The 16,511-nt window shown below is 33.9% G+C and carries 10 protein-coding genes; 5 read left to right on the forward strand and 5 right to left on the reverse strand.

Going from position 1 to position 16,511, the window contains the following annotated elements; translation table 11 throughout:
- Positions 1 to 9 precede the first annotated feature (9 nt).
- Both BLP44_RS20265 and BLP44_RS20270 read right to left on the reverse strand, forming a co-directional pair.
- Positions 10 to 1,602, reverse strand: coding sequence for a peptide chain release factor 3 (locus tag BLP44_RS20265; RefSeq protein WP_091135612.1), 1,593 nt, complete (start codon positions 1,600 to 1,602; stop codon positions 10 to 12).
- A gap of 146 nt (positions 1,603 to 1,748) precedes the next feature.
- A complete protein-coding gene (locus tag BLP44_RS20270) occupies positions 1,749 to 3,191 on the reverse strand; it encodes an alpha-amylase (protein ID WP_008466909.1) in 1,443 nt (480 codons plus the stop codon).
- A 491-nt stretch (positions 3,192 to 3,682) separates the two neighbouring features.
- On the opposite strand from BLP44_RS20270, the gene BLP44_RS20275 reads away from it, so the two are divergent.
- The 4 genes from BLP44_RS20275 to BLP44_RS20290 all read left to right on the forward strand — a co-directional run bounded on the left by BLP44_RS20275 (position 3,683) and on the right by BLP44_RS20290 (position 11,693).
- On the forward strand, positions 3,683 to 5,113 hold the full coding sequence (locus tag BLP44_RS20275) for a peptidylprolyl isomerase (protein ID WP_008466908.1): 1,431 nt from the start codon (positions 3,683 to 3,685) through the stop codon (positions 5,111 to 5,113).
- A gap of 78 nt (positions 5,114 to 5,191) precedes the next feature.
- Positions 5,192 to 6,145, forward strand: a complete 954-nt coding sequence (locus BLP44_RS20280) for an AAA family ATPase (protein ID WP_091135614.1) — start codon at positions 5,192 to 5,194, stop codon at positions 6,143 to 6,145.
- A gap of 388 nt (positions 6,146 to 6,533) precedes the next feature.
- Positions 6,534 to 9,305 carry a bifunctional aconitate hydratase 2/2-methylisocitrate dehydratase gene (locus BLP44_RS20285; protein WP_091135618.1) on the forward strand — a complete coding sequence of 924 codons (2,772 nt, stop codon included), beginning with the start codon at positions 6,534 to 6,536 and terminating at the stop codon, positions 9,303 to 9,305.
- Positions 9,306 to 9,428: 123 nt separating this feature from the next.
- Positions 9,429 to 11,693 (forward strand): aconitate hydratase, encoded by a 2,265-nt coding sequence (locus BLP44_RS20290; RefSeq protein WP_066032581.1) that lies wholly within the window; start codon positions 9,429 to 9,431, stop codon positions 11,691 to 11,693.
- 77 nt (positions 11,694 to 11,770) lie between these two features.
- Here the strand turns inward: BLP44_RS20290 and BLP44_RS20295 are convergent, their stop codons facing one another.
- Positions 11,771 to 13,150, reverse strand: coding sequence for a carboxypeptidase-like regulatory domain-containing protein (locus tag BLP44_RS20295; protein ID WP_244511826.1), 1,380 nt, complete (start codon positions 13,148 to 13,150; stop codon positions 11,771 to 11,773).
- A gap of 242 nt (positions 13,151 to 13,392) precedes the next feature.
- Between BLP44_RS20295 and BLP44_RS20300 the strand changes: the two genes are divergently transcribed.
- On the forward strand, positions 13,393 to 14,556 hold the full coding sequence (locus tag BLP44_RS20300; protein WP_091135622.1) for a C40 family peptidase: 1,164 nt from the start codon (positions 13,393 to 13,395) through the stop codon (positions 14,554 to 14,556).
- Here BLP44_RS20300 and BLP44_RS20305 read toward each other — a convergent pair.
- Complete coding sequence (locus BLP44_RS20305; protein WP_008466897.1) at positions 14,553 to 14,942, reverse strand: response regulator; 390 nt, start codon at positions 14,940 to 14,942, stop codon at positions 14,553 to 14,555. The two genes, BLP44_RS20300 and BLP44_RS20305, sit on opposite strands and share 4 nt — an antisense overlap.
- On the reverse strand, positions 14,932 to 16,356 hold the full coding sequence (locus BLP44_RS20310) for a sensor histidine kinase (protein WP_066032579.1): 1,425 nt from the start codon (positions 16,354 to 16,356) through the stop codon (positions 14,932 to 14,934). The genes BLP44_RS20305 and BLP44_RS20310 overlap by 11 nt, the downstream gene beginning before the upstream one ends.
- Positions 16,357 to 16,511: the final 155 nt, after the last annotated feature.

The raw sequence follows: 16,511 nt of genomic DNA on the forward strand, positions 1-16,511 counted from the left end.
TAAAGTAAATTAATCAAACTCAGAGGTAAAGTATAATTTCACGGTTGGATATTTACTTTGCGTCATTTGAATAGTAAAATCAGAATCAGCTAAGAATACTAATTGTCCGTATTTATCATGAGCCAAGAATTTTTGTTTAATACGTTTAAACTCTTTAAATTCCTCATTTTTAGGGTCATCAGGTTTAACCCAGCAAGCTTTATGCACTGGGAAGTTTTCGTAAGTACATTTAGCTCCATATTCATGCTCTAAACGATATTGAATAACCTCATATTGAAGCGCTCCAACCGTTCCGATAACTTTACGATTGTTCATTTCTAAAGTAAACAACTGAGCAACTCCTTCATCCATTAATTGGTCAACTCCTTTTTCCAATTGTTTCGCTTTCATTGGATCAGCATTATTGATGTATCTAAAATGCTCAGGAGAGAAACTCGGAATACCTTTAAAACTCATGATTTCGCCTTCAGTTAAAGTATCACCAATTTTAAAGTTTCCAGTATCGTGTAAACCCACAATATCACCAGGATAAGAAATATCTACAATTTCTTTTTTCTCAGCAAAGAATGCATTTGGACTAGAAAATTTTAGATTTTTCTTTTGGCGAACGTGGTAGTAAGGTTTATTTCTTTCGAAAGTTCCAGAAACGATTTTGATAAATGCTAAACGGTCACGGTGTTTTGGATCCATGTTAGCGTGGATTTTGAAAACAAATCCAGTCATCTTCTCTTCTGTGGGTTCAACTGTACGAGTTTCAGAATCTTTTGCTCTTGGAGAAGGAGCAATTGTAATGAAACAGTCTAATAGTTCGCGAACTCCAAAGTTATTCAAAGCAGAACCAAAGAACACTGGCTGAATTTTTCCATCTAAATAATCTTGGCGTTCAAATTTTGGGTAAACCTCGTCAATCAATTCTAATTCTTCTCGAAGCTTATTAGCAGCTTTTTCTCCCACAATTTTATCCAATTCAGGATTGTTCTGTACATCAGAAAAAGCAATTGTTTCTTCGATATTTTTACGGCTATCTCCGCTGAAAAGGTTAATGTTTTCTTCCCATAAATTATAAATTCCTTGGAAATCATAACCCATTCCGATTGGGAAACTTAAAGGTGTTACTTTCAATCCTAATTTTTGTTCAACCTCATCCATTAGATCGAAAGCATCTTTACCTTCACGGTCTAATTTATTGATGAAAACAATCATTGGAATGTTACGCATTCTACAAACAGCAACCAGTTTTTCTGTTTGCTCCTCAACCCCTTTTGCAACGTCAATTACAACAATTACACTATCAACAGCGGTTAAAGTTCTAAAGGTGTCTTCTGCAAAATCCTTGTGTCCGGGAGTATCAAGGATATTGATTTTTTTATCTTTATAATTAAAAGCAAGCACAGAAGTCGAAACCGAGATACCTCTCTGACGCTCGATTTCCATAAAGTCACTCGTTGCTCCTTTTTTAATTTTGTTATTTTTTACCGCTCCAGCTTCCTGAATAGCACCTCCAAACAACAGTAATTTTTCAGTTAAAGTTGTTTTACCGGCATCAGGGTGCGAGATAATTCCAAATGTTCTTCTGCGTTGTATTTCTTTTAAAAAGCTCATATTTCGTATAAATAGGTTGCAAAAGTACTATTAAATACGGCTTTATGAAAATATTCAGTTCGTAAATTTGGAAGTCTTTATTATTAGAAGGTTTTTTTAGAAAAAAATAAGGCTGTTTTGCAACAGCCTTAAATAGTCATTTTAAATTACTGATTAATTGACCAAATTGAATATCCTTTTGGAGGACATTGTATTTTTACCCATTTATCGGCTTGAGTTGTCGGATACCAAGATGAGTTTCCTGTGAAATCTTTAATTTGAGTATTAGCCCAATTCGTCTGAATCCATCTTTCTTGCCAAACATCTGAGTTGTTGATATAAACTACCAATCCTGGATTTCCGTTGTACCCGTTTCTTCTTGCCACATATTCGTCATTATCAGAATATAAGATAGAAGTTGTTCCAGTTGCTTTATTGTTATGAATCCAAATCAGATTATTCAGTTTGTTTTTGTCCAGCCATTCTTCATAATCTCTATAGAAAATGGTTGGATAACCTTCGTGAGTCAATATATAAGAGTAAGCTAACATTTTGCTCCAGATTTCATCGGTATCATGATTGGTTACAAAAGTTACTGCTTTGTACGGATTACGTTTCCACATCATATCATCATTCAAAAGTGCAAGATTGTTTCCGTCAAAAGCATCGTTCATTTTATAGTAGCATGCGAAATCAAAAACAGAACTGTTTGCGTTATTAGCCCACCATTCAAGCGTATTTACGTTAGAGTCCCAATATTCTCCAACAGAGAACCCGCCTACGTTGGCATTCCAAGCATTTACAACCCATGGGCCAAATCCTTTTACATAGTCAAATCTCCAGCCGTCAAACTTCATAGTGTTTTTATAATATTTCCCAACTCCATCTGTTCTTAACCACAGCCAGTCTTTTACATTTTGAGCGGCATGGCATAAATCAGGGAATCCACCAAAGGAACCTTCGTCATTATTTCCGAAGCTGTTTTTGTAAAAATCATTATAAGTTCGTTTGAATTTTCCAGAGGCGATTCCAGTAAAATTAGTCCATGTATTTGTACCAGTAAACGGATTTGCTTCAGATTGTCCGCCGCTGTTATGATTGATAACGATATCTGCATAAACTTTGATGTTTTCGTTGTGAGCAGCTGTAATTAAATTTACTAATTCAGTTTTTGATCCAAATCTGGTTTCGATACTTCCGTTCTGATTGTAATCTCCAAAATCAAAGTAATCTGTTGGATCATATCCCATGGAAAATGCTCCGTTTTGTGCTTTTGAAGCAGGCGGAAGCCAAATAGAACCAATTCCGGCATTGCCCCAAGCCGTTACCTTGCTGCTTACGGTATTCCACCAAGTTCCCCCAGAAGGGACGTCCCAGTAGAAAGCTTGCATCATAACACCTCCACCTGGATTATCAACATATTTTCCTGTTGAAGAAGAATTGGAAGTTCCTGTGCTAAAAGGTTTTCCGTCATGATGTGTAACATCAATAATTTTAAATTTCTGACTCTCAGCTTTTGAGTCAGATTCGTTCATTTCGTTCTGTGAACACGAATACAGCAGTCCAGTAAATGCCGTAATAAGGCATAATTTTAAAATAGGTTTTTTCATAATAGATGTGGTTAAGTTAAATAGTAAGTTTTGTAATTGTCAAAATTTGAGCTTAAAAAAGCAGATATTGCTATTTTTTGATACCCTAAAATGATAATTACGCATCTAAAGTAATTTTTTTTTGATTTAATTTTAATTTGTAAGAAAAATGTTTGCCACGAAAACGTTGTAGTGTTGAGAACTTTTTCTAGGGACTACAATTTAGGGGGGTATTGATCAATAAAAATCAATTTTTAAAATCAAATCATAAAAAATTGTGTTTCATAGAATTAGAAAAATAGAAATGTACATGTCTGTATGCTGATGTAGAACTATCCTATAATTTTTTGTTAATAGTATATCGGATAGTTGGATTATGTAATTGAATTGTTATTTTTGTTCGTTATAAGTTACGAAAGAACTATACTTGAATTATTTATGTTAATGATCAACATCAATAATTTCTGAGGGAACATCTAATATAGACTTACATTCAAATAAAATTTAAAATAATGTTATTAAAAAAATTACAGCTAAAAACAATTGATTTCAGGTTTGCACTAACAATTTGTTTTTTTCTTTTTTTAACTCCAATAATTACAGCGCAAGAAGTTATTCCGGATGTTGTTGCTCAAAAACCAGCTGAAACTCCTTCTGGCGGAAAATTGAAAATCGATGGAATTATTGCGACAGTAGGAGATTATATTGTTTTAGATTCTGATATTGATAAAGGATTTTTAGAAATTACTGCTCAAGGCGGATCTATAAAAGATATTACAAGATGCCAAATGCTTGGTAAACTTTTAGAAGACAAATTATACGCTCACCAAGCCATTCAAGATAGTATTATTGTGAGTGATGCCGAAGTTAGAAGTATGATGGAAGAGCGTCTTAACTATATGACACAGCAAGTAGGTGACATTAATAAAGTAGTTGAATACTATAAAAAGAGCTCTGTAGAAGAATTTAAAACCTATTTTGCTGATATCTTAAAGGAGCAGAAATTGGCTTCTGAAATGAGAGATAAAATCATTAAAGATGTTGAGATTACTCCAGAGGAAGTTCGTAATTTCTTTAAGAAAATCCCAAAAGACGAATTGCCAACTTTTGGAGCTGAAATGGAAGTAGCACAAATTGTTGTGGAGCCTAAAATTTCTAAAGAAGACAAACAAAAAGTAATCGATAGATTAAACGCTATAAGAAAAGATGTTCTTGAAGGTTCTAGTTTTGCTACAAAAGCCGTTTTGTACTCTCAGGATCCAGGATCATCACCAAACGGTGGTTATTATAAAATGACAAGAAAAACACCTTTTGTGAAAGAGTTTAAAGATGTTGCGTTTAGTTTGCAGGCGGGAGAAATTTCGCAACCATTTGAGACAACTTTTGGTTTTCATATTATAATGGTGGAAAAAATTAAAGGACAAGAAGTTGAGCTTCGTCATATTTTGATTGCTCCAACAGTTTCAGAAGCTGCCTTAAAAGAAGCAAAAGAAAGAATTACCAATATTAGAAATAAAATTATCAATAAAGAAATAACTTTCGCTGAAGCGGCAAGAACCGAATCGGATGAAAAAGAAACTAGAGCAAACGGAGGAACATTAGTAAATCCAACAACACAAGATACTCGATTTGAGCTGACAAAAATGGATCCTCAATTGTATAGTCAAGTTTCAAATTTAAAAGGAGATGAAATTTCTCAACCACTTTTAAACACAGACGATAAAGGTAAAAAAACGTATAAGTTAATTACAGTTACAAACAGAATTGACGAACACACTGCTGATTATGCTAAAGATTATACTAAAATTAAAGAATTAGCACTTAAAGAAAAGCAGATCAATGCAATTGCAAAATGGTTTGATACTAAAATTAAAGATACTTACATCAAAATCATTGGAGAGTATAAAGACTGTACTTTTGCAAACAACTGGTTAAAAAAATAAGTTTTAATAAATAAATAAAAAGAGTTAGTTTTATGATTTCATAGAATTAACTCTTTTTAATTTTAAATACATTCATAAATGTCTGACGTAACAGCAATTCACAATTTAGTTCAAAAAAGAAACGAATTAAAAAAAGAAATAGCGAAAATCATTGTAGGGCAGGACGCCGTTGTAGATCAAATTTTACTTTGTATATTTTCTGGAGGGCACGCGCTTTTAATTGGAGTTCCTGGTTTAGCAAAAACCTTAATGATAAATACTTTGTCTCAGGCTTTAGGGCTAGATTTTAAAAGAATTCAGTTTACGCCAGATTTGATGCCTTCTGATATTTTAGGAAGTGAAATTTTGGATGAAAATAGAAACTTCAAATTCATTAAAGGGCCAATTTTCTCTAATATTATTTTGGCAGATGAGATCAATAGAACGCCGCCAAAAACTCAGGCAGCATTGTTAGAAGCAATGCAAGAGAGATCGGTAACTATTGCTGGGCAGCATCATAAATTAGATTTGCCTTATTTTGTTTTGGCGACTCAAAACCCAATTGAGCAGGAAGGAACTTATCCTTTGCCAGAAGCACAGTTAGACCGTTTTATGTTTGCTATTAAATTAGAATATCCAACTTTTGAAGAAGAAGTTCAAGTAGTGAAGCGAACAACTTCTGATGTTAAAACAGAAATTAATCCGTTATTTAATGCGCAGGAAATTATTGATTTCCAACATTTAATACGCAGAATTCCAGTCGCAGACAACGTTATAGAATATGCAGTGACTCTGGTAAGCAAAACTCGTCCAGACAATTCTTTGACCAATGATTTTGTGAAGAATTATTTAGATTGGGGAGCAGGGCCAAGAGCTTCGCAAAATTTGATTTTGGCTGCAAAAGCACATGCGGCTTTCAACGGAAAATTTTCACCAGATATTGAAGATGTTCAGGCGGTGGCAACAGGAATTCTTCGTCATAGAATTATTAAAAATTATAAGGCCGATGCAGAAGGAATTACAGAAGAAGCAATCATTAAAAAACTAATGTAATTACTGCGAAAAATATTTACGAAATCCCGATAATTTATTGTCGGGATTTTTTGTTTTTGTCTGGAATTTAAAATCGATTGATTACGCTCAAACGACGTCAAAAAGATCAACTATAACGTTATAATTTTTTATTTAGAAAGATTCTTAGCGAAAACAGAGGTAAAAACTTACTTACTTTATAACATCGAATTTCGACTTTGTTAAAGAAAAGATTTTTAAATATTAATAATTCATTATTTTAATTCAAAATTGATTTTTTGGCAAAAACAAGCAGTGAAAATCGTTTTTTAGCAATAATAATTTTTGAAAAGCCTTGTTCTATTATATTTTTTTTAATTATCGGGTTTAATGCTTAAATTTGCCTCAAAAAAATAAATCCGCTTTTATTATGAGTATTTATCAGGATTACCTTCAAGAAATTGAAGAAAGAAAAAATCAAGGGTTACACCCTAAACCAATCGATGGAGCTGAATTATTAAGCGAAATCATTGCCCAAATTAAAGATGTTGATAACGCATACCGCGAAGATTCTCTTAAGTTTTTTATTTACAATACTTTACCAGGTACTACAAGTGCTGCCGGTGAAAAAGCTAAGTTCCTAAAAGAAATTATTTTAGGTCAATCTGTAGTTAAAGAAATTACTCCAGTTTTTGCTTTTGAATTATTATCACACATGAAGGGTGGACCTTCAATTGAAGTGTTATTGGATTTAGCTTTAGGAAACGATGCTGCAATCGCTAAACAAGCTGCAGATGTTCTTAAAACTCAAGTTTTCCTTTACGATGCAGACACAGATCGTTTGAAAGAAGCTTTCAAAAATGATAATGCAATTGCTAAAGAAATTCTAGAAAGCTATGCGAAAGCCGAATTCTTCACGAAACTTCCAGAAGTGGCTGAAGAAATTAAGGTTGTTACTTATATCGCTGGAGAAGGTGATATCTCTACGGATTTATTGTCTCCAGGAAACCAGGCTCACTCACGTTCAGATCGTGAGCTTCACGGAAAATGTATGATTACGCCTCAAGCGCAAGAAGAAATTCAAGCTTTACAGGCTAAGCATCCAGATGCAAGCGTGATGTTAATTGCTGAAAAAGGAACAATGGGAGTTGGTTCTTCTCGTATGTCAGGTGTAAACAACGTTGCACTTTGGACAGGAAAACAAGCTAGTCCATACGTTCCATTCGTAAATATTGCTCCAATTGTTGGAGGAACAAACGGTATTTCTCCAATTTTCCTTACTACGGTAGATGTAACAGGAGGAATCGGAATTGACCTTAAAAACTGGGTTAAAAAACTTGATGCAGACGGAAAACCTGTATTAAACGAAAATAATGAGCCAATTCTTGAGCAAGCATATTCTGTTGCTACGGGAACTGTTTTGACTATCAATACTCAAACAAAAAAACTTTATAATGGTGATCAAGAATTAATTGATATTTCAAGATCATTTACTCCTCAAAAGAAAGAGTTCATTAGAGCTGGAGGATCGTATGCAATTGTGTTCGGTAAAAAGCTTCAAACTTTTGCGGCTAAAGTTTTAGATATTCAAGCTCCTGCAGTATTTGCTCCATCTAAAGAAATTTCTAATGAAGGACAAGGTTTAACTGCAGTAGAAAAAATCTTCAATAAAAATGCTGTAGGTATTGCACCAGGAAAAGTATTGCACGCTGGATCTGATGTTCGTGTAGAGGTAAACATTGTAGGTTCTCAGGATACTACTGGTCTTATGACTGCTCAAGAGTTAGAGTCTATGGCAGCTACAGTTATTTCTCCAATTGTTGATGGGGCTTACCAATCTGGTTGTCATACAGCTTCTGTTTGGGATAAAAAAGCTCAGGCTAACATTCCTAAATTGATGAAATTTATGAACAACTTCGGTCTAATCACGGCTCGTGACCCGAAAGGTGTTTATCATTCAATGACAGATGTAATCCACAAAGTGCTTAATGATATTACTGTAGACGAATGGGCTATCATTATTGGTGGTGACTCTCATACAAGAATGTCTAAAGGTGTTGCTTTTGGTGCTGACTCAGGAACGGTTGCTCTTGCTCTTGCTACTGGAGAAGCTTCTATGCCAATTCCAGAATCTGTAAAAGTGACTTTCGTTGGAGATATGAAAGAATACATGGATTTCCGTGATGTAGTTCACGCTACACAAGCTCAAATGCTTAAGAAATTCAATGGTGAGAACGTATTCCAAGGTAGAATTATCGAGGTTCATATCGGAACTCTTACAGCTGACCAAGCGTTTACATTTACAGACTGGACTGCAGAGATGAAAGCAAAAGCTTCTATCTGTATTTCTGAAGATGATACTTTGATCGAATCATTGGAAATTGCTAAAGGCAGAATCCAGATCATGATTGATAAAGGAATGGACAACGAAAGACAAGTTCTTCAAGGATTAATCAATAAAGCAGATAAGAGAATTGCAGAAATTAAATCTGGCGAAAAACCAGCTTTAACTCCAGATGCAAATGCTAAATATTATGCTGAAGTTGTAGTTGACTTGGATCAAATTGCTGAGCCAATGATCGCTGACCCAGACGTTAATAATAAAGACGTTTCTAAACGTTATACTCACGATACTATTAGACCATTATCTTTCTATGGTGGAGAGAAAAAAGTAGATCTTGGATTTATTGGTTCTTGCATGGTTCACAAAGGAGATATGAAAATTTTAGCTCAAATGTTGAAAAATGTTGAAGCACAACAAGGAAAAGTAGAATTTAATGCTCCTCTTGTAGTTGCTCCTCCAACTTACAATATTGTTGATGAGTTGAAAGCTGAAGGTGACTGGGAAGTTTTACAAAGATATTCAGGTTTTGAATTTGACGATAATGCTCCAAAATCGGCAGCGCGTACAGAATATGAAAATATGTTGTACTTAGAGCGTCCTGGATGTAACCTTTGTATGGGTAACCAAGAAAAAGCAGCTAAGGGTGATACAGTAATGGCAACATCTACACGTTTATTCCAAGGAAGAGTTGTAGAAGATGCTGACGGTAAAAAAGGAGAATCATTGCTTTCTTCTACACCAGTTGTTGTTCTTTCTACAATTTTAGGTAGAACTCCAACAATGGAAGAGTACACTGCTGCAGTAGATGGTATTAACTTAACGAAGTTTGCTCCATCTAACAAACAGTTAGTTATGTAATCTAGACATTATTTTAGAATATTTTAAAAGCCCGAGTCGTAAAACTCGGGCTTTTTTAGTAATAATTGTTCTATTTTTTGTAACTTGTCATGTTCAAAAAAGAATAATAAAACAAAAAAATCTATGGCTTTTGATATCGAAATGATTAAAAAGGTGTACGAAAACATGCCAGCGCGAGTTGATAAAGCTCGTGAGATTGTTGGTCGTCCACTTACTTTAACAGAGAAAATTTTATACAATCACCTTTGGGATGGAAATCCGACTAAGGCGTTTGGAAGAGGAATTGATTATGTTGACTTTGCACCAGACCGTGTTGCTTGTCAAGATGCAACAGCACAAATGGCTTTACTGCAGTTTATGCATGCGGGTAAATCTAAAGTGGCAGTGCCTACAACAGTTCACTGTGACCACTTGATTCAGGCAAAAGTTGATGCTGCAACCGATTTGGCAAGAGCAAAAACTCAAAGTAATGAGGTTTTTGATTTCTTATCGTCAGTTTCTAATAAATACGGAATCGGTTTCTGGAAACCAGGAGCTGGAATTATTCACCAAGTAGTACTTGAAAATTATGCTTTCCCAGGCGGAATGATGATTGGTACCGATTCTCACACTGTAAATGCAGGAGGATTAGGAATGGTCGCTATTGGTGTTGGTGGAGCAGATGCTGTAGATGTTATGTCTGGAATGGCTTGGGAACTTAAATTTCCTAAACTAATTGGAGTTAAATTAACAGGTAAATTATCTGGCTGGACAGCTCCAAAAGATGTTATTCTTAAAGTTGCTGGTATTCTTACTGTAAAGGGAGGTACTGGAGCAATTGTAGAATATTTTGGAGAAGGTGCGAAAGCAATGTCTTGCACGGGTAAAGGAACTATTTGTAACATGGGGGCTGAAATTGGAGCTACAACTTCAACTTTTGGCTATGATGATTCAATGAGCCGTTACCTACGTTCTACAAATAGATCAGATGTTGCAGATGCTGCAGATAAAATAGCTTCTTATTTAACAGGAGATCCAGAAGTATATGCTAATCCAGAGCAATATTTTGATCAAGTAATTGAAATCAATTTATCTACATTAGAACCGCACTTAAATGGTCCTTTTACGCCAGATTTGGCTACTCCGATTTCTAAAATGAAAGAAGAAGCAATCAAAAATAATTGGCCGTTACAAGTTCAGTATGGTCTGATAGGTTCTTGTACAAACTCATCATACGAGGATATTTCTCGTGCTGCTTCTTTAGCAAAACAGGTTGCTGCTAAAAATTTAAAAACAAAAGCGAAATTTACTATTACGCCAGGTTCTGAAGTAGTGCGTTCTACAATTGAAAGAGACGGATTTATTGATACTTTTAATAAAATCAACGCTACAGTATTTGCAAATGCTTGCGGACCATGTATTGGTATGTGGGATAGAGAAGGGGCAGAGAAAGAAGAAAGAAATACTATTGTGCACTCTTTCAACCGTAACTTCTCAAAACGTGCGGACGGTAACCCCAATACTTTAGCCTTTGTAGGTTCTCCTGAATTGGTGACTGCTTTAGCTATTGCAGGTGATTTAGGGTTTAACCCATTAACGGATAAATTAATTAACGAAGATGGTGAAGAGGTAATGCTTGAAGAGCCAACAGGAGATGAACTTCCTGCTAAAGGTTTCTATGCTGAAGACCCAGGATTCCAAGCTCCGGCTGAAGATGGATCAAATGTTCAAGTGGTTGTTAATCCGACTTCAGAACGTTTGCAATTATTGGCTCCTTTTGATGCTTGGGATGGTAAGAATATTACAGGTGCCAAATTGTTAATCAAAGCATTCGGAAAATGTACGACCGATCATATTTCTATGGCTGGCCCATGGTTGCGTTTCCGTGGACATTTAGATAATATTTCTAATAATATGTTGATTGGTGCTGTGAATGCATATAATCAAAAAACAAACTCTGTAAAAAATCAATTAACGGGACAATATGATGCTGTTCCTGCGGTAGCTCGTGCGTACAAAGCTGCTGGAGTTCCATCTATCGTAGTTGGAGATCATAATTACGGAGAAGGTTCTTCTCGTGAGCATGCTGCTATGGAGCCTCGTTTCTTAGGAGTTAAAGCGGTATTGGTGAAATCATTTGCTCGTATTCACGAAACTAACCTTAAAAAACAAGGCCTTTTAGGATTGACGTTTGCAAACGAAGCAGATTATGACAAGATACAAGAGGATGATACAATTAACTTCTTAGATTTAACAGAATTTGCTCCTGGAAAACCATTAACTCTTGAATTTGTTCATGCTGATGGTACAAAAGATATTATTTTGGCAAATCATACTTACAACGAAGGTCAGATTGGCTGGTTTGTAGCTGGCTCTGCATTGAATTTGATTGCTGCAGGAAAAGCTTAATATTTGTATTCAATTATATCAATAAAACGCTCTGTTTTTACAGAGCGTTTTATTTTTGCTAAATTATGGTTAAGAGACTAGTTTGCTTTTGCTAAATTATTTTGGGATAAAATTCTAATACGATTAGGTCTGGTAGTTTCAAATTCATCAATAGAAATGCTATATGCTTTTTCTGATGGTGTTTTTAAATACGTTGTAAAGGTGTGGCCTCCGATAATATATAATTTGTCATTTAAAAAATGCATTGTAGCAGATTTTAGTTCCAGTTGAACGAGATATTCTTTGATTTGCTTAGATTTTGAGTTATAAATCAACAGTTTTCCGTCTTCAAATAAGTAAATAATGTCGCCGTTTTTTGCAATGGCTGGGTTCTCTAGACGAGAAAATAAAGTTGTTTCATTTTTCCATCTTTCAGTTGTTAAATCAAAACTTTGGATTTCAGAAAAATTTTTGCTGTCGGTATTGCCAATTGTAAAGATTTTATCACCAATCAGGACTCCTTTTATTTCTTTGGCTTCAGGCATTTTAGTTAGCTCGTACCAGAGGCCAGAAGTTATATTGTACATATGGACTTGGTCAGTAAAGATTTTTTGATTTTTTTCGTTTGATTTTATAGAACCGCCCATAACAATAATGTTGTCCTTATAAACGAAAGAGGCAAAATCTGCAGCTTTGTGAGGGTTCGTCTTATCAATGGCAATTGTATTTTTGTTCATGTCAAAAACTTCAATCTCATTGTCTAGATATTCAATTTTTTTGTTTGTAGATAGTCTTTTACCTCCTAAAGCATAAAGGTTGTTGTCGTAATAGTTTATATTGTGATAAGCTCTTTTTTTAAATTTTTCAGCTGATTTTTCCCAAGAATCTGTTTTTGGATCGTAGATAAATAAATCGCCGTTATAGAAGTTTTTGCTACCTTGAAAATTAAGTAATTGCAAGTACTTTTGTTCGAATCTAGGATCTTCGCTATCTATGCCTTTTTCTTTTAAAGTGTGTAATGCGTTTGATTCTTCACTACTGTCACCACCCATTACATAAATTTTGTCGTTCACCACAGCAGAACCAAAAGAATAGATGCCGTGTTCTAAAGGTGCTAGTTGAATAAAATCAAGTTTAGATTTTAACTTCACCTTTCTATTTGTAATGTCAACATTGCTTAAGGTTTCAATATCTTCTTCAAGCAAAATAACATAATTTGATTTTTTTAAATCTTTAATTGCAATTCTTCTTGTGGTAAAGCCAATATGCGATACTTGAAGTGTATCGTTTGTTTTTATCTTGCTATTTAATGAAAATTCTCCATTGTTATTAGTTAAAGTTCCAATTTGAGTGCGCAACGCGTATATATTGGCATCTTCTATGGGTAAATTGCTGTTTTGAGATTTAACGATTCCGTTTGTTGTTTGTGCATTTGTAATAAAAGGCAGTAAAATGATAATGTAGAATAGTTTCTTCAAAATATCTAGGTTTCTGGTTAGGTTAAATTTAATAAAAAAAGATGCTTTTTGTAAAAAACTGCATTTCAAAAAGTTGGCTCAATTTCTATGCCGAGGCTGTTAATTTGAGGTAAAATAATTGTTAAAAATACAGGTTTTTTTACTTTAAAAAGTTAAATTCGCTTTTTAGGCAATATATTTGTTTTTTTTTGAGTTGAGATTAATGTATAATATAAAAAAGTGTAAAAACTTAATAATAGAATATGGTTTATCGGTTAATAATAGTATTGTTTTTTTTCAGTGTTGGAGCCTTTGCGCAGGATAATTTTATTAAGCACAAAATTTCACAAGGAGATAATCTTTCTGTTATTGCTAAGAAATACGGAGTAAAAGTAAAAGACATTGCAGATGCAAATCCGAATGCTCCTAAAATATTAAAACTAAATTCAATTCTTTTAATTCCAAATAAAAATAAAGCCACTGCAAAGACAAAAACTAAAAATGTTGAAGTTGCGGCAAATGATACTCCTTCTGTTTCTGCTTCCGGCACTCATGAAGTAGCGGCAAAAGAGACACTCTGGGGAATTTCTAAAAAATATAATGTCTCTGTTGATGATTTAAAGAAAGCAAATCCATCTCTTGAAAACGAAGGCTTAAAAATAGGTCAGCAAATAAATATTCCTTCAAATAACGTCGCGTCAAATATTAGTTCATCAAGTGAGGCTCCAGTTAATTCAGAAGTAGTTTCAACAGAGGTAGAGCTTATAAGAGAAGTTAAGCCTAAAGAAACAAAATATGGTATTTCTAAAGAATACGGCATTACAGTTGCAGAATTAGAGCGTCAGAATCCGTCAATTAAAGGAAAAGTACCTGTTGGATATTTATTGAAAATTCGTGTTCCGAAAGAAAAAGCAGATGCAATTCAGGCTGCAAAAACTTCGCAAGAAACTACTGTGCAGGCAGATGTTTCATCTAGTCAAATAGCAGAAACAGCGCCAGAAATAAAAAAAGATTCTGCGTTTGTCAGAACAGGAAATAATTCTGAATTAATTGATCAGCTTATAGCGAGCGCAACTGAGAATATAGGTATTAGATATAGATCAGGCGGGACAACAAAAGCAGGTTTTGACTGTTCAGGATTAATGTTTTGCACTTTTGGCAATTTTGATATTAAACTGCCGAGAAGCTCAATAGAACAATCTCGAATAGGAACAAAAGTAGCTTCGGAGGAGGCTCAAAAAGGCGATTTAATTTTCTTTAGAACCAATGGTAGACGCCATATCAATCATGTAGGTATGGTTGTTGAAAATGTTGACGGTGAGATTAAATTTGTACATTCATCTACTCATGGCGGTGTGATGATTTCTTCTACAAAAGAACCATATTATACAAGAGCCTTTTCTCAAGTAAATCGTGTTTTAAATTAAATCTGAAGAAAAGTATTTCTCAGTGTTTCTAATTTAAAAGGTTTGTTCCAGAAATCAGTTACGTACTTGTTTTCTTTGACCTTTCTGATTTCTTCACTATCTAAAGTAGAAGAAAGCACAAAGATTTCGATTTTTTCTTTTACATCTTTTGGGAGCCTGTCAAATTCTTCTAAAAATTCAAAACCATTCATAATAGGCATTTGAATGTCTAAAAGAATAATCAATGGATTTAGATTCTGATTTTTTAGAATCCAGTTCATGCCTTCTTTTCCATTGTTGGCAATATAAACAGGATTGATATCCAGTCCTTTTTTCAATAGCTTTTTTGTGACAAATTGATCAATCAGATTGTCTTCTATAATTATAAATTGAGATTTATACGGCATACGAATTTGGTATTGTTACTATAAATTTACTTCCGACATTATTTTCTGAAAAAACAGAAATATCGCCTTTAATATTTTCAACGGCTTCTTTCACAATATATAAGCCTAATCCAGAACCTTTATTTTTGTTTGTTCCAAAATACATGTCAAAAATTTTAGATTTGTAATCATCATGAATTCCGATTCCATTGTCTGTCACTTCAAGTTTATTTAAACCTTCACTAAAATAGGTTTTTATCGTAATAAACATTTCTGGCTTATTGCAATCTGCATACTTAATAGCATTAGAAAGCAGGTTGTTGATGATAATTTTTAAACGAAGTCCATCACTTTCAATATTATCGACCAAAAGCTCTTGCGTGAATTTAATTTTGTTTGCGTTTTCAATATGCATTAATTGCAGAATGGCTTCATTGCATAGTTCTTTCAAGCTTACAGGCTCCATGATTATTTGTTTTCTTTTGTTCTTGGAGTAATCAATAATATCACTAATAAACTGATCTTGCCTTGCAAGGCTTTGATGCATCATTTGTAAATAATTTCGAACCTGTTGCACATCATCTTCTAATGCTGTTATTTCGATAAGGCCTTTTAATGAAGTAATTGGAGATCTCAAATCGTGTGATGCACTATAAACAAATCGGTCCAATTCTCGATTTACGATTACAAGATTTTCATTTTTTACTTCGGTTTCTTTTTTTGAAACCAATAATCTTTTGACCATTATAGAATAATAAAGACAAACACTGCAGACTATAACCAAAATGAAAAAGATATTTGTAATAATTAGTAAATCTTTTATTTTTCGAGTTCCCTCTCCCAATGTGTTTGAAAAATTACGTTCATTAATCGTTAATCGATCGCTTATCGAACTTATTTTTTTTAAATATTTCTTCTGATCCTCAGTGGTCAAGATATTATGTTTGATTTTGGCGTTGATTTGCTGGCCAATAACAAATAATTCAAAAATTAGCTGATCTCCTTGTCCCCATTCATTTATGGCTTTAGATAAAAAGCTAACATTCTTAAAGTTCTCAAACAGCCATATAATATCGTCTAAATCATTTTCATTATTTCGGCCAGTCAAAAAACCTTTTCTGGCGATTTTATTATCTCCCGCTTTTAAGAGCGTAACTCTTGCAATACCATCTCCTTGAGGTACCTTTAATTCTTCGAGGTACAATTTCCATTGTGCGGGGTTTTTAGTAAATAAATAGGTAATTAAATGTCTAGACGCATCTTTTTGTCCTTTTGAATAATGTGATTCTCCATTTACATATGCTCTATTGGCTGATAAGATTTTGATAGTGAAAAAATTGATGCAGATTAATAATGCACACGAAATGAAAACTACTAAAATAAGAATGAAAACATTTGGGAAGCGAAAATTTTTTAAAGCTTGCAATTTGGACATAATCTAAAATTAGTAGGTTAATAAAAATGCGCCTTTTGCGTGTTTTGTTGAAAGTGTGAATAAATAATTACGAGGAAAAATCAATTCATACTCATTAAACACTTGTTAATGTATTTTGCTATCTATAAATGCTGTTGTAATGATTCTCTCAAATA

Source organism: Flavobacterium anhuiense (assembly GCF_900101855.1).
In the GTDB taxonomy this organism is placed as follows: Bacteria; Bacteroidota; Bacteroidia; order Flavobacteriales; family Flavobacteriaceae; genus Flavobacterium; species Flavobacterium anhuiense.